The following is an 18,936-nucleotide window of genomic DNA, read 5'->3' on the forward strand; positions in this document are numbered from 1 at the left end:
GCAATCCCGTGGGGCGCCGGGGCCGTATCCCCCTCAGGGGGTACGACACGGAGGACCGATCATGAAGGACACCATCCACACCCTCCTCCCGAACACCCGGCGGCGCATGGTCTTCGGCCTCACCGCCGCGGGCATGACCGCCCTGCTCGCCGCCTGCGGAGCGAACAACGGCAGCGGCGGCACCACGACCACCACCCCGCCGCCGTCCGCGGCCGCCGGGACCCCGGTCGCGGCGAAGCTCGTCGACTTCCACATCACGCTCTCGACGCACCGGTTCACGGCCGGCCCGTACACCTTCACCGCCAAGAACGACGGCAAGACCGAGCACGCCCTGGAGGTCGAGGGCAACGGTGCCGACCACCGCACCCCGGGGATCATGCCGGGGCACTCGGCGACCCTCACCGTGAACCTGAAGTCCGGCACGTACGAGGTCTACTGCCCGATCGACGGGCACAAGGAGCTCGGTATGAAGACGGACATCACGGTCGGCGCCGCGCACGCCGCGGTGAACAAGGCCCCGGAGCACAGCCCGGCCCAGACCCCGGCGCCGAGCAATGGCTACTGACCCGCGGGCCGTGACCGTGCTCGTCCTGCGTCTCGCCGGCGCGGGCCTCACGGGCGCCATGGCCGCCATCCATCTGCGCCTGTGGGCCGACGGCTACCGGGAGCTCGCCGCCATCGGCCCGCTCTTCCTGCTGAACGGGATCCTCGGCGGTCTGCTCGCACTCGCCCTGCTCGCCGCCCCGGCCCGGCTGCTCCGGCCGGTCGCCGGCCTCACCGCGGCCTTCGTCGCGGGCACGCTGGGCGCGCTGTTCCTGAGCCTGACCGTCGGCCTGTTCGGGTTCACCGAGTCCTGGCGGGCCGAGTTCGTCACCGCGGCCGTCGTCGTCGAGGCGGCGGCCGTCGCCGTGCTGACGGCCCTGGCGGTGGCCGCGCGCCACCGCCCCCGTTGAGCGGCCGGAGGCCGGGTCACGCGGTGGCCGCGGCCGCCTCCTGCTGCGCCTTGCGGGCCAGCGCGTCCGCGTCCGTCTCCGCGTCGTACGCGAGCAGCTTCGGCAGCGTGAGGCACAGCAGCCCCACCGACGCCACGCACGCCAGACCGCCCGACCAGATCGACGCCCGGGTGCCCGTCCAGCCGGCCAGGGAGCCCGCCCGGACCTGCCCCAGCTGCGGGCCGACGCTGTACGAGAGGAGCTCGATGCCCGCGAGCCGGCCGCGCAGCTCCTCCGGGATGGTCTGGTTCCAGATCGTGGCCCGGCCGAGCCCGCTCAGCATGTCGCCGGCGCCCGCGACCGCCAGGCACAGCAGCACCAGCCACACGTTCCCGAACCAGCCGGCCGCCGCGATGGCCGCGCCCCAGACGGTCGCCCCGGCCACCACCAGGAGCCCGTGCCGCCGGACCCGCGAGGTCCAGCCGCTGGTCACCCCGAGCACCAGCGAGCCCACCGCGCCGGCCGCGTACATGAGGCCGAGCGACCACTCGGCGTGCAGCTCGTCCGCCAGGAACGGGAAGATCGTGTTCGGGAACGCGAAGAACATCGCCGCCAGGTCGATCGCGTACGTGCCGAGCAGCACCGGCCGCGACCACGCGTACCGCGCGCCCTCGGCGATCCCGCGCAGCGACGGCTTGTCGGCGTCGTGCGCGGCCGGCGCGGGCGAGAGCCCCCGGCACAGCAGCACCGACACCAGATAGCCGGCCACGGTCACCCCGTACGCGGCGGCGTGCCCCGCGTACGCCACCACCAGGCCCGCGAGCGCCGGGCCCGCGATCGAACCGACCTGCCAGCGCAGCGAGTTGAGCGCGGCCGCCGCGGTCTGCTGCTCGTGCGGAACGATCCGGGCGAGCAGCGAGTCGAGCGCCGGCCGCTGGAGCCCGGTGAGCGCCGACACGGCGGCCGCGACCACGTACAGCGGCCACAGCAGGGGGTGCGGGAGCAGCGCGTTCAGCAGCAGGATCAGGGCGAGGAGCCCGAGGCCCGCCTCCGTCGCCACGATCACCTTGCGCCGGTCGACGGCGTCCGCGAGCGCCCCGCCGTACAGCCCGAAGACCACCAGCGGGACCAGCTCCACGGCGCCCATCGCGCCGACGGCGAAGGGGGAGCCGGTCAGTTCCTTGATCTGGAGCGGCAGTGCGATCAGCGCCATGAAGGACGCGAAGACGGTGATGGTGCCCTGCACCAGCAGCAGGCGGAAGTCGGCGGAGGCGCGCCAGGGCGCGAGGTCGGGAAGCAGGGCGGCGAGTCGTCTCACGGTGGGTCATGCTCGGTGGCCCGCAGGGCGCGGGGCAACCGATTAACGCCCGCCGCTTCCAGGCCCCGAGGTCCCGGCGCCTGATGGGGCGGGATCCGTCCTCACCAGCGGTCCGGCGGCGGGGCGGTCAGATGGTCGGCGAGCCGGGACAGCCGGTCGCGGAAGCGGAGCCGGCCGCTCCGAGGGGCGGGCGGCAGACAGTTCTCCCCGGTCGCCGCGCTCACCAGGTGCTGCACGGTGTCCAGATCGACCCCCGCGTCCGCCGTCACCGTCAGCGTCTCGTGCGCGAGCCCGCCCACCTCCGGGTCGCCGTGGTCCAGGGACAGCACCGTCGCCCCCGCCCGCCGCGCGTCGTGCACCCGCTCCAGGAGCCCCTCGCCCGGCCGCGCCGGCGCCACCATCAGCAGCGTCGCGCCCCGCCCCGCCGACGCGATCCGGCCGAGCCCGACCGCCAGGTGCGCCGGGTCGCCGGGCCGGACCCGGTGGCGTACGAGCGTGGGCGCCAGCTCCGGCCGGCCGGACCAGACGGACTCGTCGACGAGGTGCGCGGCCAGGTGCCACGGCTCGTACTCCTCCGTGCCGACGAGCAGCAGCCCGCCGCCGTGCGACACGACCGAGGAGCGGAGGGAACCGGCGAAGTGGCGGGCGGCCGCCGGCCACTGCGTACCGGCGAGCACTTCGCGCAGCAGCGCGACACGTACGGCGTCCATGGCCCCGCATGCTGCCCCGGGCCGGTGTCCGCGCGCGGGCGGTTCGGGGCGGACTCACCCGGACGGGTCCGCGCCCGGCGACCGGTCAGTAATGTCGGGGCCATGACTTCCTCCACCAGCCCCATCCCCGTCCCTGCCGGCTCCAGCCCCGAGACCGCGAGCGCCAAGCCCGCGCCGAAGGACCCCTGGGACCTCCCCGACGTCTCCGGGCTCGTCGTCGGCGTCCTCGGCGGCACCGGCGACCAGGGCCGCGGCCTCGCCTACCGCCTCGCCAAGGCCGGCCAGCGAGTGGTCATCGGCTCCCGCGCGGCCGACCGCGCCGAGGCCGCCGCCGCCGAGCTGGGCCTCGGCGTCGAGGGCGCGGACAACGCCGCGTGCGCCCGCCGCAGCGACATCGTGATCGTCGCCGTGCCGTGGGACGGGCACGCCGCGACCCTGGAGGCGCTGCGCGAGGAACTGGCCGGCAAGCTCGTCGTCGACTGCGTGAACCCGCTCGGCTTCGACAAGAAGGGCGCCTACGCGCTCAAGCCCGCCGAGGGCTCCGCCGCCGAGCAGGCCGCCGCGCTGCTGCCCGGCTCGCGGGTGACGGCCGCCTTCCACCACCTGTCGGCGGTGCTGCTCCAGGACGCCTCGGTCGACGCCATCGACACCGATGTGATGGTGCTCGGCGAGGAGCGCGCCGACGTGGAGATCGTGCAGGCCCTGGCGGGCCGGATCCCCGGCATGCGCGGCATCTTCGCGGGCCGGCTGCGCAACGCCCACCAGGTCGAATCGCTGGTCGCCAACCTGATCTCGGTCAACCGCCGCTACAAGGCGCACGCGGGCCTGCGCGTCACAGACGTCTGATCCGGAGCGCGCTCCGGAGCGGGTGCTTCGGAGCGTCCGCTCCGACCGGAGGGCCGCGCGCGGCGCGCGAGGGGCATGGGGGACACTGGACGGGCACATCACCCGTATGCGGACGGACAGGAGCCGACCCATGCCCCGCCTTGCCCTCTACGCCCTGATCGTCTGCGCGCTCGCCGTGGCCGCGGCCGTCCTCTCCTTCGTCCAGGGCAACCTGATCGGCATCGTCTGGGTGCTGCTCGCGGGCCTGTCGTCGAACATGGCGTGGTTCTACATCAAGCGCTCCCGCATGGCCGGCGCGGGCGCCGAGCAGCAGGCCTGACACCCGCCGTGGTGGCGGGTCAGACGCGGCAGAACTCCGGGGCCGGCTCCCAGAACCGGTAGAGGGCCGAACCGCAGACGCGGGACAGCTCCGGCACGCCGAGCGTCTGCAGCAGGGTGTTGATCGTGCCGAAGAACGCGCTGTGGAGCGGCGGGACGAACAGCAGCGCGACGATGATGAAGAAGCCGTAGGGCGCGTACGGCTCGACCCGCCGCTTGATCCCGTACGACAGCCAGGGCTCGATCACCCCGTAGCCGTCCAGGCCCGGCACCGGCAGCAGATTCAGCAGCGAGGCCGTGACCTGCAGGAACGCCAGGAACGCGAGCGCGTACTGGAACGGCCGCGGCACCCCGTCGAGCGCGTGCAGCCAGAACGGCGCGGTGCACACGACGGCGAACAGGACGTTGGTGAGCGGGCCGGCCGCCGAGATCAGACTGTGCTTCCAGCGGCCGTGCACCCGGCCCCGGTCGATGAACACCGCGCCGCCCGGCAGACCGATGCCGCCCAGCATCAGGAACAGCACCGGGATGACGATGCTCAGCCACGCGTGGGTGTACGCGAGCGGGTTCAGGGTCAGATAGCCGCGGGCGCCGACCGTGATGTCCCCGCCGTGCAGCGCGGTGCGGGCGTGCGCGTACTCGTGGAGACAGAGCGAGACGATCCACGCCGAGGTGACGAAGAGGAACACCGCGATGGCCGGGGAGGCCGCGAAGTCCGTCCACACGGCCCAGCCGGTGACGGCCATGACCGCGAGGATCGCCAGGAAGACGGGGCTGACACGCCGCTCGTCGTGGCGAGGGGTGGTCGTGGACATGAGGGGTCTCCCGGGTGCGGTGGGGCGTCGGTCGTCGCGTACGTGCCGGAAACGTACCGGGTCGTGCCGCGGGTTCCTGCCCTGGACGGCCTTTCCGTACCCGCCGCTCACGGAGAATGGCCCCGTGCGCTATTCGGTCCTCGGCCCCACCCGGGCCCACACGTCAGACGGAACGCAGGGACGTACGGCCCCGTCGGGCGCCCCGGCGCCCGGTGCCGACGCGTCCGCCCCGCCCGCCGGGGACGGGGCGCCGGTGGCCGTCGGCGGCCCGCGGGTGCGCGCGCTGCTCACCGTGCTCGCGCTGCGGGCCGGGCGGCCGGTGCCGGTCGGGGTGCTCGTCGACGAGGTGTGGGGCGCCGAACCGCCCGCCGACGCCGTCGCCGCGCTCCAGGCCCTGGTCGGCAGGCTGCGCCGGGCCCTCGGCCACGAGCGGGTGGTGTCCGCCGACGGCGGCTACCGGCTGGCCGCCGCACCCGAGGACGTCGACGCCCACCGCTTCACCCGGCTCGCCGCCGACGGCGTACGGGAACTGGACGCGGGCCGCCCCGGCCGCGCCGCCGCCCTCCTCGACGAGGCCCTGGCGCTGTGGACCGGCCCGGCCCTCGCCGACCTGCCCGACCGCGCGGCCGAGGCCGCCCGCTGGGAGGCCCGCCGGCTCGGCGCCCGCCGGGCCAGGCTCGCCGCCGCGCTCGCGCTCGGCGAGGGCGACGCCGTCCTGCCGGAGCTGGACGCGCTGGGCGCGGAGCACCCGCTCGACGAACCGCTCCAGGCGCTGCGGATCCGCGCGCTGACCGCGGCGGGGCGGCCGGCCGAGGCGCTGGCGGTGTACGAGACGGTACGGCGCGGGCTCGCGGACCGTCTCGGCGCCGACCCGTCGCCCGAACTGCGCGGCCTGCACGCCGCGTTGCTGAAGGGGCGGGCCGCCGGACGGTCCACCACGGCCGGGCCCGGACCCGGCGGCCGGGGCGGCGGCAATCTGCGCGCCCGCCTCACCAGCTTCGTCGGCCGCGAGGACGACCTCGCCGCCCTCCACGACGCCCTCGGCGGCACCCGGCTCGTCACCCTCCTCGGACCCGGCGGCGCCGGCAAGACCCGCCTCTCCCAGGAGGCCGCCGAACGGGCCGCCGGGCAGTGGCCCGACGGCGCCTGGTTCGTCGAACTCGCCCCCGTCACCGACCCGGAGGCCGTCACCGAAGCCGTCCTCGACGCGCTCGGCGCCCGCGAGACCGTGCTGCGCGGCGCCGGTGCCGAGGAGCTCCGCCACCCCGAGGACGCGGCCGGCCGGCTCGTCGAACACTGCGCGGGCCGCCGCCTGTTGCTGCTCCTGGACAACTGCGAGCACGTGGTGGGCGCGGTCGCGGAACTGGTGGAGCGGGTCCTCGCCCGCTGCCCGGGCGTGACAGTGCTCGCGACGAGCCGCGAACCCCTCGGCGTACCCGGCGAGTCGACGCTCCCCGTCGGGCCGCTGCCGCGCGACACCGCCGTCCGGCTCTTCGGCGAGCGCGGCGCGGCCGTGCGGCCCGGCTTCCGGGTGACCGACGACGAGGCCGCCGCGGACGAGATCGTCCGCCGCCTCGACGGGCTGCCGCTCGCCATCGAACTGGCCGCCGCCCGGCTGCGGTTGCTCACCCCGCGCCAGATCGCCGACCGGCTCGACGACCGGTTCCGGCTGCTGACCTCCGGCGCCCGGACGGTCCTGCCGCGCCAGCAGACCCTGCGCGCGGTCGTCGACTGGTCCTGGGACCTCCTCGACGCCCCCGAACGCGCCGTCCTGCGGCGCCTCGCGGTCTTCACCGGCGGCTGCGACCTGGAGGCGGCCGAGGACGTGTGCGCCGGCCCGGCCGTGGGGGAAGGCGCCGGCCCCGGCGCCGTCGGTGCCGTCGCTGCCTCCGACGTCCTCGACCTGCTCGGCTCGCTCGTCGACAAGTCGCTCGTGGTCGCCGCCGAGGACGGCACCGGCATGCGCTACGGCCTCCTGGAGACCGTCGCCGAGTACGCGGCCGAACGGCTCGACGAGGCCGGTGAGCGCGAGGCCGCCGAACGCCGTCACCTCGTCCACTACCGCGAGTTCGCCCGCCGCACCGACCCCGAGCTGCGCACCGGCCGGCAGGCCGCCGCGATGGCCCGGTTCGCCGCCGAGTACGGCAACCTGCGCACCGCGCTGCGGACCGCCGTACGGCTGCGCGACGAGCACGAGGGCCTGATCCTCGTGCACGCGCTGCTCTGGTACTGGACCATGCGCGACCTGCGCGCCGACGCCCTGCACTGGGCCGAGGCCGTCGCCGCGCTCGGCCCCGACCCCTTCGGGCCGTCCGCCGCCCCCGTCGTCCCCCTGTACGAGCCGTGCACGGCCGCCCCGCCGCCGCTCGGCGAGGACCAGCTGTGGGAGGCCCGGCGCGGGGTGCGGCTGATCGAACTGCTCAACATGGACTACGAGACCGGGTTCTGGGTCAGCCCCGACGGCCTCGCCCGGCTGCGGCTGATCACCGGCGCCTACCCGCCCGGCCTGCCGCAGATCTGCCGGCTGCCCGGCTCCCTCACCGTGTTCGCCATGATCCTCACCAGCGAGACCGGCCATATGCACGCGGCCCTCGACGCCAACGTCGACACCTGCCGCCGCCTCGGCCACGAATGGGAACTCGCCAACGCGCTCCAGACGCGGGCCAACCTGCTCGCCAACCGTGCCGTGTGGGCCGGCCGCGCGGCGGCCGACGCCGACGAGGCCCTGGAGATCTTCGTCCGGCTCGACGACGCCTGGGGCGCGGCCGAAGCGCTGTCCTCGCGGGGCGAGGCGCGCGAGCGGAGGCTCGAATTCGCGGGCGCCGCCGAGGACTTCGAGGCCGCCATCGAGTACGCGCGGCGGATCGGGGCGCAGTCCCAGATGGGGCTGCTGCGCGCCCGCTACGCCGACATGCTGGCCGAGACCGGCCGCCGGGAGGACGCCGAACGCATCCTGCGCGAGGTGGTGGAGGGCGAGTACAGCCGCAGCCATCCGCCGACGCTGGCCGCCCGGATCTTCCTGGCGATCCTGCTCGCCCGTACCGGCCGCACCGGCGAGGCGCGGGGGTATCTGACGCAGCTCCTCGAGGAGTTCAACACGGAGGCCTTCTCGCTCTTCGAAGGGTTCACCATCGGCACCCTGGCCTGGGTGGACGACCTCGACGGCGACTACGCCGCCGGTCTCGTCCGGGCCCGGCAGGCGTACGACAGCGCGCTGAGCGCCCTGTCGCGGACGGTGGCCCCCGAGATGCCGGCGGCCCATCTCCTCACCGCCGCCTGGGCGCTGGCCGGGCTCGGCGGGCGGGAGCGGGCCCGGGCCGCGGCGATGCTCCTCGGCGCGTACGAGCGGCTGCAGCCGCCCCAGCATCTGGCGCACCCGGTCGAACGGGAGAACCGGGAGCGGGCGACCGCCCTCACCCGGACGGCGCTCGCCGACGACGCCGCGTTCGAGGCCGCGCACGCCGAAGGCGGCGTCCTCACCCTGGAGGACGCCGCCGCTCTGCTCGCCCGAGCCGTCGACGCGATACGGGAGTGATCCGGCCCCGGCCGCGTACGCGCTGTCGTCGTGCCCCCGTCCTGGACCGTTCAGGTCAGGTCTTCTTACGGAACTTGGCGACCGCGAGCGGGGCCATGACCGCGGTGATGGCGACCGACCAGCCCAGCGTCATCCACACCGAGTGGGCGAGCGGGCCGCCGTTGATCAGGGCGCGGGAGGAGTCGGCCAGGGCCGACAGCGGGTTGTAGTCGGTGAAGGCCTGCAGCCAGCCGGGCATCGTGGTCGGCGGCGCGAAGATCGACGAGCCGAACTGGAGCGGCATCAGCACGATCATCGCCATGCCCTGGACGGCCTGCGCCGTCTTCATCGTCAGCCCGAGCAGGATGAAGATCCACATCAGGGAGGCGCCGAACACCATCGACAGGCCGATGGCGCCGAACAGTCCGAGGACCGAGGTGTGGATCTGCAGCCCGAGCAGGAAGCCCATGCCGAGCAGGATCGCGGTGGCGATCAGCATGCGGCCGATCTCGACGACGATCTTCGCGATGAGGACGGACGAGCGGGCGATGGGCATGGTCCGGAACCGGTCCATGACGCCCTTCTTGAAGTCGTCGTTGATGCCGGTGCCGACGCCCATCGCGATGTTCATGCCCATCATGGCCATCAGGCCGGGCACGACGTAGTTGACGTACGCGTCGTTGTTGCCCTTGCCGGCGATCGCGCCGCCGAAGACGTACACGAAGAGCAGTACGAACACGATCGGCATGAAGACGGCGTCGAACATCGACTCCGGGTCCTGCTTGATCTGGAGCATGTTGCGGCGGGCGAGGGCGCCGATGTGGCGGAGGTTGGCCCGCAGGCCGATCCGGCCGTCGTCGGCGCGGGTGCCGGAGCCGGGACCGGGGTCGGAACCGGCTCTGGACGAGGGCCGCTTGGCGAGCGAGGAGGTGGAGGCGGACGCGGGGCCGCGGCCGTCCGCGGGGGACTGGGGCAGGGTGCCGGCGCTCATGCGGCGATCTCCTCGGTGATCGTGTCGGACGGGACGGACGGGGCGGCCTCGGACGTCTTCTCGCCGGTGATGGCGAGGAACACCTCGTCGAGGCTGGGCAGTTGGGTGCCGATGTCGGCGATGCCGAAGCCGCGGGCGCCGAACAGTCCCACGACGGCGGTCAGTTGCTCGTCGGTGAGGATTGGTACGTCGAGCGTGCCCGTGCCGTCCTCGACGGTGGCACCGGCCGGGCCGTCGAGCCCGGTCTCGCGCAGCGCCGCCGCCATGGCGGGCAGGTCGGCCGGGTCGGCCGGACGGATGCGCAGGGTGCGGCCGGCGACCCGGGTCTTCAGCTCGTCGACCCCGCCGCTGGCGACGACCCGGCCGCGGTCGATGACGGTCAGCTCGGAGGCCAGCTGCTCGGCCTCCTCCATGTACTGGGTGGTGAGCAGCACGGTCGCGCCGTCGGCGACCATGCGCTGCACCTCCTCCCAGACCTCGTTGCGGGTGCGCGGGTCCAGGCCGGTGGTGGGCTCGTCCAGGTAGAGCACGGCGGGCCGGCCGATCATCGAGGCGGCCAGGTCCAGCCGGCGCCGCATGCCGCCGGAGTACGTCATGGCCGGGCGCTTGGCGGCCTCGGTGAGCGAGAAGCGCTCCAGCATCGCGTCGGCGCGGCGGCGGGCCTCGGCGCGGGAGAGATCGAGCAGCCGCCCGATCATGTACAGGTTCTCCCGGCCGGACAGCTTCTCGTCGACCGAGGCGTACTGGCCGGTCAGCCCGATGGTGCGGCGCAGCTGGCGCGGCTGGCGCACCACGTCGTACCCGGCGACGACGGCCGTCCCGGCGTCCGGGACGATCAGCGTGGACAGGCAGCGGACCAGGGTCGTCTTGCCGGCGCCGTTGGGGCCGAGGACCCCGAGGACGGTGCCCTCGCGGACGTCCAGGTCGATCCCGTCGACGGCCTTCGTCGCGCCGAAGTGCTTCACGAGGCCCCGTACCTCGATGGCGTGGGTGTGTGATCGCGTCATGTCCCCAAGGGAACCGGGGCTCACCGACAGGCCGCCGACAACCGGCCGACACCCCTGCCGGCAGGCACCGACAACCGCAGACAGCCACCGACAGCCACCGGCAGCCGCGGACAAGCGCCGACAAGGCGACGCGCGCATCCGTGTGTACCGACGCGGACAGCCCGCCGACGGGGGACGGTCGGCGGGCTGTCGTGGTGCCGGGAGTGGCTCGGGTGCCGCCGAAGCGGCGGGTGGAACCAGTAGGACTAGTGGAAGGTGTGCTCCTCGGCGGGGAACGCCCCGCCGGACACGTCCTCCGCGAAGGCCCGGGCGGCGTCGCCGAGGGTCTCGCGCAGGTTGGCGTACTGCTTGGTGAAGCGCGGCACCTTGCCGCCGGTCAGCCCGGCCATGTCGGTCCACACGAGGACCTGCGCGTCCGTGCCGGCGCCCGCGCCGATGCCGATGGTCGGGATGTGCAGCGAGCGGGTGACCTCGGCGGCCAGCTCGGCCGGGACCAGCTCCAGGACGACGGCGAAGGCGCCCGCGTCCTGGGCGGCCTTGGCGTCGCGCAGCAGCTGGTGCGCGGACTCGTCGCCGCGGCCCTGTACCCGGTAGCCCATGGTGTTGACGGACTGCGGGGTCAGGCCGAGGTGGGACATGACCGGGATGCCGGACCGGACCAGCAGCTCGGTCTGCGGCAGCGAGCGCTCGCCGCCCTCCAGCTTGATCGCGCCGACGCCCGCCTCCTTGATCAGCCGGGTGGCGTTGCGCAGGGCCTGGACGGGCCCTTCCTGGTACGAGCCGAAGGTCAGGTCGGCGACGACCAGGGCACGCCGGGTGCCGCGGACGACGGCGGCGGACAGGAAGGTCATCTCGTCCATCGTGACGGGCACGGTGGTGTCGTAGCCGAGATGACAGTTGCCCATGGAGTCGCCGACGAGGATCACCGGGATGCCGGCCTCGTCGAAGACGGAGGCGGTCATCGCGTCGTAGGCGGTGAGCATGGGCCACTTCTCGCCCCGCGTCTTGGCGGCGGCGATGTCGTGGACGGTGATACGGCGGGTGCCTTTCCCTCCGTACAGCGCCTTGCTGCTGTCGGCGGGCGGTTTCTGGGCAGCCTGAAGCGTCATGGTGAACGGCTCCTCTGTTGTCATCTCGAGGCGCCCTGTGGCGTCCCCGGACCACATCCATGGTGGCACTCGGCGGGGCGGCCGGGGAAGCGGGGCGGCCGGGCGGAGTGGAGTGGCGCTGTTCACACGGGTCCGGCGGCTTCGGTCCGCCGGCGGCTTCGGCCCGGTGGGCAAAGACTCCGTCAGCAGAATTCGATACGAGACGGTCTCGTATCGAAATAGTACTAAGGTGAGGGCCATGTCTCAGCCGACCTCTGTCTCCGCCGTTCCCGGAGCGCCCCGCGTCCCGGAGGCCGTGCACCGCCGCCGCTGGGCGATTCTCGGTGTGCTCATGCTCAGCCTGCTGATCGTCGTTCTCGACAACTCGATCCTCAACGTCGCCGTCAAGACGATCGCCAGCCCCGCTCCCACCGGCATCGGTGCCACGCAGAGCGAGCTGGAATGGGCCATCAACTCGTACACGCTCGTCTTCGCGGGCCTGCTCTTCACCTCCGGCCTGCTCGGCGACCGGCTCGGCCGCAAGAAGGTCCTGCTGTTCGGCATAGCCGTCTTCGGCATCGCCTCCGCGCTCGCCGCCCAGTCCGGCAGCCCGGGCGAGCTGGTCGCCTTCCGGGCCCTGATGGGCCTCGGTGCCGCGTTCGTGATGCCCGCCACCCTCGCCGTCCTCATGAACGTCTTCGAGCGCGAGGAGCAGCCCAAGGCCATCGGTATCTGGGCCGGCAGCGTCGGCCTCGCCATCGCCATCGGCCCCATCACCGGCGGTGCCCTCCTGGAGCACTTCTGGTGGGGCTCGATCTTCCTGGTCAACGTGCCCGTGGTGATCCTCGCCCTGGTCCTGATGATCTGGCTGGTGCCCGACTCCAAGGACCCGAAGCCCGGCCGCGTCGACCTGCCCGGCGTACTGCTGTCCGTCCTCGGTCTCGTCCTGCTGGTCTACGGCATCATCCGCGGCGGCGAGCTGGCCAGCTTCACCGATGTCACCGTGCTGCTCCCGGCGCTCGCGGGCCTCGCCGTCCTCACCGGTTTCGTGCTGTACGAGAAGCGCGCCGCGCACCCCGCGCTCGACGTCTCGTACTTCCGCAAGCCCGCCTTCTCGGCCGCCGTCGCCGCCATCGCGCTGGTGTTCTTCGCCCTCATGGGCGTGACCTTCTTCTCCGCGTTCTACCTGCAGAGCGTGCGCGGCTACAGCGCCCTGGAATCGGGTCTGCTCATCCTGCCGCTCGCCATCGCCCAGATGATCTTCGCGCCGCGCGCCCGGCACGTCGTCGACCGCTTCGGCGCCAAGGCCGTGTGCACGACGGGCATGCTCGCCGTCGCCGTCGGTCTGGCCGCGTTCGCCTTCTTCGACGCGGACACGCCGGTCTGGGTCCTGGAGATCTTCTTCTTCCTCCAGGGCGCCGGCATGGCGCACATCATGCCGCCGGTCACCGTCGCCGTGATGCAGGCGCTGCCGCGCGAGAAGGCCGGCTCCGGTTCCGCCATCAACAACACCTTCCGCCAGGTCGGCGGCGCGCTCGGGGTGGCCGTCCTCGGCTCCGTCCTGTCCAGCACGTACCGCGGCGAGATCGACAGCCACCTCGCCGGGCTCCCGGCGGACCTGCGCGAGAAGGCGGGCGAGTCCATCGAGGCGACGCTCGGCGTCGCGCAGCACCTCGGCCCGGCCGGCCGCGGCCTGGTCACGCCCGCGTACGACGCCTTCCTCGACGCCATGCACGTGACGGCGATGGGCTCGGCCGGTGTCGCCGTCCTGGGCGCGATCGTCGTCGCGCTCTTCCTGCCCGGCCGCACCCCGTCCGGGCCGGTTCCGGCCGGTGCCGTCCCGGGCGCCCGCGCGGAAGCGGGAGAATCGGTTCCGAGGTAGACGGCAGGTCAGGCGGAGGAGGCGGAACGGACGTGTCGCAGGAGACGACGGGGGCGGGGACGACCGGCCCGGCGGCGGTCACGGCGCGGCTCGCGGCAGCACCGGACGGGACGGCGGTACGGGGCGAGGCCGCGGCCATGACCCCGGCCGCCGGGGCCGCCCCCGTCCCCGCGCCCTCCGAGTGTCCCGGCGACGCGGCCCCGTGCGGCGGCCGCCGGGGCCGGCCGCGCAGCGAGGCCGTGGAACGGGCCATTTTCGACGCGGCGGTCGGGATGCTGGAGCACGGCGTCCCGCTCGCCGACCTGTCCATCGAGAAGCTCGCCCGTACCGCCGGGGTCGGCAAGGCCACCATCTACCGCCGCTGGCCCGGCAAGGAAGCCCTGCTCATCGACCTGCTCCGGTCCCTGGAACTCCCCGAACCGGACCTGCCCGGCACCTCCGCCCGCGACGACCTCGTCACGCTCCTGGAGAGCCTGCGGCAACGCGGCATGTTCAAGCGCTCCAACGCGCTGCTGCACAACGTGTTCTCGCAGATGCAGATGTATCCGAAGCTCTGGGACGCGTACCAGCGCACCGTCATCGAACCGCGCCGCCGGATGTCCCTCGACGCCATCCGGCGCGGCATGGCGAACGGCGAGATCCGCCCCGACCTCGACGTCGAACTCGTCAACGACCTCGTCACCGGCCCCCTGCTGCTCCGCTCGGTCATCCGGCCCGGCTCGCCGCTGGAGCCCGGCCTCGCCGAACAGATCGTCGACACCGTTCTGGAGGGTGTCCGTCCAGCCGTCCGTCCGGCCGTCTGACCCGCGGTCTGTCCGGCGGTCCGCCCGGTCGTCCGGCCGGCGGTCCGTCCGGTCGTCCGACCGGGCGGCGCGCCGAAGGTGCCGGCGGCGGCGCCGGGGCGACACCCCGGACGAATGTGCGCGTTCTGTCACAGGCGTACGCACCGCACCACCTGCAGGAACCCGCCACGCGCGTTCGTTCGTCCCTCGATGAGTACGACCGGCGCGGAATCGCCTAGGGTCGGGACCGGGTCGGACAGCAAGGCAGTGAGGACGGCGGCGATGACGCGCGTGGACATGACGGGGACCGAAAGCGGCGGCACGCCGGACCACCACGACTCCGCCCTCCCGCCCGCCGATACTCCCGGACCGGGTAGCCGCCTCGCGCGGCTGCGCCACGACCGCGGCATCTGGCGCCGGGGCGTGATCCTGGCCGTCTGCGCGGTCCTGGTCGCGCTGGTGATGGCTCTTCACTCCGACATCCCGAACCGCGTCGGCAACCTCGGCAGTCTCATCGAGACCTTCCTGCCCTGGTTCGGCGTGTTCGTCCCGGTGATCCTGGTCCTCGCCCTGCTGCGCCGCTCCGCGACGGCGCTGATCGCGCTGATCCTGCCGGCCGTGGTCTGGCTCAACCTCTTCGGCGGACTCGTCGTCGACAAGTCCGCCGACGGCGGCGACCTCACCGTCGTGAGCCACAACGTCAACGCCGACAACCCCGACCCCGGCGAGACGGCCCGTCAGATCGCCGGATCCGGCGTCGACGTGGTGGCCCTGGAAGAGCTCAAGAGCGACATGGTGCCGGCGTACGAGCGGGGCCTGGCCGCCACGTACCCGTACCACTCCGTCCAGGGCACCGTCGGCCTGTGGAGCAAGCACCCGCTGCGCGGCGCCAAGCCCGTCGACATCCGCCTCGGCTGGACCCGCGCCCTGCGCGCCACCGTCGCCGCGCCGTCCGGCGACATCGCCGTCTACGTCGCCCATCTGCCCTCCGTACGGGTCAAGATGAACGCCGGCTTCACCGCCTCCCAGCGCGACACCAGCGCCGACGCCCTGGGCGCGGCGATCTCCCGGGACCCGAACCCGCGCGTCGTGCTCCTCGGCGACCTCAACGGCACCATGAACGACCGCGCCCTGACCGCCGTCACCTCGCAGCTCCGGTCCACCCAGGGCGCGGCGGGCGACGGCTTCGGCTTCAGCTGGCCGGCCTCGTTCCCGATGGCCCGGATCGACCAGATCCTGGTCCGGGGCGTCGAGCCGCTGTCCTCGTGGACCCTCCCGGAGACCCGCAGCGACCACCTTCCGGTGGCCGCGCGTCTGCGTTTCTAGGGCGGACGGAACGGCCCGCCCTCGCCGGTCAGTTCACCGCGTCGAGCTTCGCCCGCTGCTCCGCCGTGAGGTCGAGGTCGACGGCCCCCAGGTTCTCCTCCAGCTGGGCGAGCGACGAGGCGCCGATGAGCGGGATGACCGGGATGTCCCCGCCCATCAGCCAGGACAGCACCACCTGGTTGACGGTGGCGCCGGTCTCCGCAGCCACCTCGCGGACCGCCGCGAGACGCGGCTCGGTGCCCGCGTGCGCGAAGCCGGGGCCGAGCGGCTTGTCGTCCCGTACGTACGCGCCCGCGATCAGCGGTGAGTACGCGACCTGCGTCAGCTCCGGGGTGGCCCGCAGATAGCTGAGCAGATCGCCGCTCACCAGGCCCTGGTTCCCGTCGGGCGAACGCAGGCTCGGGATGTCGGTGCGCTGGCGCAGATAGCTGTGGTGGTGCTGGAGGACCTCGTAGCCGGGCAGGCCGGCCGCCGCGGCGAGGGCGCGGGCGCGTTCGACGCGCCAGGCCCAGTGGTTGCTGGCGCCGAGCAGACCGGCGACCCCGTCCGCGACCACGTCGGCGAAGCCCTGGACGGTCTCCTCCAGCGGGGTGTGCTCGTCCATGATGTGCGCGTACAGCAGGTGGATCCGCTCGACGCCGAGCCGCTCGCGACTGCGCTCCGAGGACTCCCGGATGACCTTGGCGGACAGGCCCTCCACGTCCCGGCTGAAGCCGGAGGCGGGCTGGTTGGGGCGGGCGCCCAGCTTGGTGGCGACGGTGAACTCGTCCCCGACGTTACGGCTCCTCAGCCAGCGGCCGACCAGCTCCTCGCTCTCGCCGCCCTGGGTGCCGTTGACCCAGAACGCGTAGTTGTTGGAGGTGTCGACGAACGTGCCGCCGACCTCGGCGAACCGGTCGAGGAGCGCGAAGGCGGTGTCCTCGTCGACGAGGGTGCCGAAGTTCATGGCCCCGAGGCTCAGCACGCTGACCTCTCGGCGGGTGGCGGGGGAGTTCCCGATGACGCGGTACTTCATGGGGGTTCAGCCTTTCCGGGGTGTCGCTGGTTGCCGGTTGCCGGTTGCGGGTCGCTGGTCGCTCGGCTCGTACGCGAGAGGCCGGCCGCGGGGCGGGCGCCCGGGATCCGGCCGTGGCGGCGGCCGTCGGCAGGGAACACCACCGCCACCGAGTGGTGGACAACGCGAAAGACGGACGATTGCTTCCCGGTCGGCATGTGCGGAATCCCCTTGTCCCGTCAGGGAGTTGGAGAATCCTCCTCGTCTCGCCTGCTCCTCGTCGGGCCGGTGGTCCGCCCAGCGACGACCGTGACGAGGTCGTACGCCCCCTCGGCGGCGGCCGCGCCGATGAGGACGAGTCCGGCGCAGGGGCCGCCCGTGAAGTGGTAGGCGTTCACGGCGGTGACGATCCGGCCGTCCCGGTCCCGGCCGGCGGCCGCCATCGAGTGCCGGTCACCCCGGCAACGGGTGCGCGCGACCTGGGCGGCCGCCTCGACGAGTGCGTGGTCGACGGGGTGGATGGGTGCGGTCATGGGGCTGCCTTCACGGGGGGAGGGTCAGGTGCGTGCCGACGTACGGCGCACTCCCCGTCCTCCCTCAACCGCGTCTCTCCCGCCACTGGTTGGTGATCGGAAGCCGGCGGTCCTTGCCGAAGCCCTTCGCGGAGATCTTGGTGCCCGGCGGGTACTGGCGGCGCTTGTACTCGGCCGTGTCGACCATCCGCAGCGTGCGCGTGACCAGTTCCTCGTCGAAGCCCGCCGCGACGATCTCGTCGCGGCCCCGGTCGCGGTCGACGTACAGCTCCAGGACCCGGTCGAGGACGTCGTAGTCGGGCAGCGAGTCCGTGTCGACCTGGCCGGGGCGGAGTTCGGCGCTCGGGGGCTTGGTGAGGGTGTGCTCCGGGATGGGCGGGGCCTCGCCGCGCGCCTCGGCCGTGGCGTTGCGCCAGCGGGCGAGGCGGTAGACGTCGGATTTGTAGACGTCCTTGATGGGCCCGTACGCGCCGACCGCGTCGCCGTACAGCGTCGAATACCCCACCGCCAGCTCGGACTTGTTGCCGGGCGCGAGGACGAGATGGCCCTCCTGGTTGGACAGCCCCATCAGCAGCGTGCCGCGCAGCCGGGCCTGCAGGTTCTCCTCGGCGAGCCCGGTCAGGCCGAGCGCGCCCATGTACGCGTCGAACATCGGCTCGATCGAGACGGTACGGAAGGGGAGCCCGGTACGGTGGGCCAGCTCGGCGGCGTCGTCGCGGGAGTGGCCCGAGGAGTACGCGGACGGCATCGACACCCCGTACACCTGCGCGGCTCCGAGGGCGTCGCAGGCGATCGCGGCGACCAGCGCCGAGTCGATCCCGCCGGACAGACCGATGAGGACGGACCGGAACCCGTTCTTGGTGACGTACGCGCGCAGTCCCGTCACCAGCGCCGCGTACACCTCCGCGAGATCGTCGAGCGGCTCGGCCACCCCGCCGGTCTCGGCCGGCGCGTACGCGGGCGACGGCTCGGCCGGCAGCACCGCCCGCTCGATCCGCAGCCCGTCGTCCACGACGCTCCCGGGCTCGGGCGCCGCGGGGTCGGTGGCCGGCAGGTCGAGGTCGATGAGGAGGGAGGTCTCGGTGAACTGCGGGGCGCGCGCCAGGACTTCGCCCTCCGCGTCGACGACGATCGAGTCGCCGTCGAAGACCAGCTCGTCCTGGCCGCCGGTCATCGCCACGTACGCCGTGGCACAGCCGGCCTCCCGCGCCCGGGTGCGGACCAGCGCGAGGCGGGTGTCGTCCTTGTTCCGCTCGTACGGCGAGGCGTTGACCGACAGGAGCAGCCCGGCGCGCGCGGCCCGCGCCGCCGGCACCCGGCCGCCGTCCTGCCACAGGTCCTCGCAGATCGCGAGGGCGACGTCGACGCCGCGCACGCGGATCACGGGCAGGGTGTCGCCGCGCACGAAGTAGCGGTACTCGTCGAAGACGCCGTAGTTGGGCAGATGATGCTTGGCGAACCGCAGCACCACCTCGCCCCGGTGCAGCACCGCCGCCGCGTTCAGCGGCGACCCGGCGGGCCGCCCGAGCCGCGGCTCGTCCCGCTCGGACCGGTCGAGATACCCGACCACCACCGGAAGCTCCCCGAGCCCTTCGCCGTTCAGCCGCCCGGCGAGCGCCCGCAGGGCGTCCCGGGACGCCTCGACGAACGAGGGCCGCAGCGCCAGATCCTCGACCGGATACCCGGTCAGCGCCATCTCGGGAAACGCGACCAGATGCGCACCGCCCTCGGCGGCCCGCCGGGTCCAGCGGAGGACGGCCTCCGCGTTCCCGTGGAGATCCCCGACGGTCGAGTCGATCTGCTGAAGCGCGAGTCGTAGCTGTCGTCGCTGAGACACGCCCCCAGTCTAATCGTCAACCCGACGTTATGGGTTTCCGACG

Annotated in this window: 16 protein-coding genes and 1 pseudogene; 8 read left to right on the forward strand and 9 right to left on the reverse strand. The window is 73.5% G+C overall.

Features of this window, described 5'->3' with window-relative positions; all coding sequences use genetic code 11:
* The first annotated feature begins 61 nt into the window (after positions 1-61).
* Together ABZ693_RS08075 and ABZ693_RS08080 are read left to right on the forward strand one after the other, a co-directional pair.
* Positions 62-565 carry a sulfocyanin-like copper-binding protein gene (locus tag ABZ693_RS08075; RefSeq protein ID WP_359874637.1) on the forward strand — a complete coding sequence of 168 codons (504 nt, stop codon included), beginning with the start codon at positions 62-64 and terminating at the stop codon, positions 563-565.
* Positions 555-953, forward strand: a complete 399-nt coding sequence (locus ABZ693_RS08080; protein WP_359874639.1) for a hypothetical protein — start codon at positions 555-557, stop codon at positions 951-953. The genes ABZ693_RS08075 and ABZ693_RS08080 overlap by 11 nt, the downstream gene beginning before the upstream one ends.
* Positions 954-969: 16 nt before the next feature.
* On the opposite strand, the gene ABZ693_RS08085 is transcribed toward ABZ693_RS08080, so the two are convergent.
* The gene (locus ABZ693_RS08085; protein WP_359874641.1) at positions 970-2,250 is read right to left on the reverse strand and encodes an MFS transporter; all 1,281 of its coding nucleotides are present in this window, start codon (positions 2,248-2,250) and stop codon (positions 970-972) included.
* A gap of 101 nt (positions 2,251-2,351) precedes the next feature.
* A complete protein-coding gene (locus ABZ693_RS08090) occupies positions 2,352-2,960 on the reverse strand; it encodes a hypothetical protein (protein ID WP_359874643.1) in 609 nt (202 codons plus the stop codon).
* Between the two features lie 102 nt (positions 2,961-3,062).
* Between ABZ693_RS08090 and npdG the strand changes: the two genes are divergently transcribed.
* Positions 3,063-3,806, forward strand: a complete 744-nt coding sequence (gene npdG, locus ABZ693_RS08095) for an NADPH-dependent F420 reductase (protein ID WP_359874645.1) — start codon at positions 3,063-3,065, stop codon at positions 3,804-3,806.
* 130 nt (positions 3,807-3,936) lie between these two features.
* Entirely contained in the window at positions 3,937-4,125 is a 189-nt protein-coding gene (locus ABZ693_RS08100) for a hypothetical protein (protein WP_359874648.1), read from the forward strand.
* A gap of 19 nt (positions 4,126-4,144) precedes the next feature.
* On the opposite strand, the gene ABZ693_RS08105 is transcribed toward ABZ693_RS08100, so the two are convergent.
* Positions 4,145-4,939, reverse strand: coding sequence for a site-2 protease family protein (locus ABZ693_RS08105; RefSeq protein ID WP_359874650.1), 795 nt, complete (start codon positions 4,937-4,939; stop codon positions 4,145-4,147).
* Between the two features lie 124 nt (positions 4,940-5,063).
* Between ABZ693_RS08105 and ABZ693_RS08110 the strand changes: the two genes are divergently transcribed.
* Entirely contained in the window at positions 5,064-8,474 is a 3,411-nt protein-coding gene (locus tag ABZ693_RS08110; protein WP_435842366.1) for an AfsR/SARP family transcriptional regulator, read from the forward strand.
* A gap of 55 nt (positions 8,475-8,529) precedes the next feature.
* Here ABZ693_RS08110 and ABZ693_RS08115 read toward each other — a convergent pair whose 3' ends face one another.
* The 3 genes from ABZ693_RS08115 to panB all read right to left on the reverse strand — a co-directional run bounded on the left by ABZ693_RS08115 (position 8,530) and on the right by panB (position 11,560).
* Positions 8,530-9,444 (reverse strand): ABC transporter permease, encoded by a 915-nt coding sequence (locus tag ABZ693_RS08115; protein WP_359874652.1) that lies wholly within the window; start codon positions 9,442-9,444, stop codon positions 8,530-8,532.
* Positions 9,441-10,451, reverse strand: a complete 1,011-nt coding sequence (locus ABZ693_RS08120) for an ATP-binding cassette domain-containing protein (RefSeq protein WP_359874654.1) — start codon at positions 10,449-10,451, stop codon at positions 9,441-9,443. The genes ABZ693_RS08115 and ABZ693_RS08120 overlap by 4 nt, the downstream gene beginning before the upstream one ends.
* Before the next feature lie 245 nt (positions 10,452-10,696).
* Positions 10,697-11,560: a 3-methyl-2-oxobutanoate hydroxymethyltransferase gene (gene panB, locus ABZ693_RS08125; protein WP_359874656.1), complete on the reverse strand. Its 864-nt coding sequence runs from the start codon at positions 11,558-11,560 to the stop codon at positions 10,697-10,699.
* Between the two features lie 238 nt (positions 11,561-11,798).
* On the opposite strand from panB, the gene ABZ693_RS08130 reads away from it, so the two are divergent.
* The 3 genes from ABZ693_RS08130 to ABZ693_RS08140 all read left to right on the forward strand — a co-directional run bounded on the left by ABZ693_RS08130 (position 11,799) and on the right by ABZ693_RS08140 (position 15,529).
* Positions 11,799-13,421 carry an MFS transporter gene (locus ABZ693_RS08130; RefSeq protein WP_359874658.1) on the forward strand — a complete coding sequence of 541 codons (1,623 nt, stop codon included), beginning with the start codon at positions 11,799-11,801 and terminating at the stop codon, positions 13,419-13,421.
* A 137-nt stretch (positions 13,422-13,558) separates the two neighbouring features.
* Positions 13,559-14,224: a TetR/AcrR family transcriptional regulator gene (locus ABZ693_RS08135; RefSeq protein ID WP_435842368.1), complete on the forward strand. Its 666-nt coding sequence runs from the start codon at positions 13,559-13,561 to the stop codon at positions 14,222-14,224.
* Positions 14,225-14,485: 261 nt separating this feature from the next.
* Positions 14,486-15,529: an endonuclease/exonuclease/phosphatase family protein gene (locus ABZ693_RS08140; RefSeq protein ID WP_359874663.1), complete on the forward strand. Its 1,044-nt coding sequence runs from the start codon at positions 14,486-14,488 to the stop codon at positions 15,527-15,529.
* A 28-nt stretch (positions 15,530-15,557) separates the two neighbouring features.
* Here the strand turns inward: ABZ693_RS08140 and ABZ693_RS08145 are convergent, their stop codons facing one another.
* The 3 genes and pseudogenes from ABZ693_RS08145 to ABZ693_RS08155 all read right to left on the reverse strand — a co-directional run bounded on the left by ABZ693_RS08145 (position 15,558) and on the right by ABZ693_RS08155 (position 18,893).
* On the reverse strand, positions 15,558-16,544 hold the full coding sequence (locus ABZ693_RS08145; protein ID WP_359874665.1) for an aldo/keto reductase: 987 nt from the start codon (positions 16,542-16,544) through the stop codon (positions 15,558-15,560).
* 278 nt (positions 16,545-16,822) lie between these two features.
* A pseudogene (locus ABZ693_RS08150) lies at positions 16,823-17,056 on the reverse strand (cytidine/deoxycytidylate deaminase family protein); the annotation flags it as partial.
* A 64-nt stretch (positions 17,057-17,120) separates the two neighbouring features.
* A complete protein-coding gene (locus tag ABZ693_RS08155; RefSeq protein ID WP_359874667.1) occupies positions 17,121-18,893 on the reverse strand; it encodes an NAD+ synthase in 1,773 nt (590 codons plus the stop codon).
* Positions 18,894-18,936 lie beyond the last annotated feature (43 nt).

This window comes from Streptomyces laurentii, from assembly GCF_040635425.1.
In the GTDB taxonomy this organism is placed as follows: Bacteria; Actinomycetota; Actinomycetes; order Streptomycetales; family Streptomycetaceae; genus Streptomyces; species Streptomyces laurentii.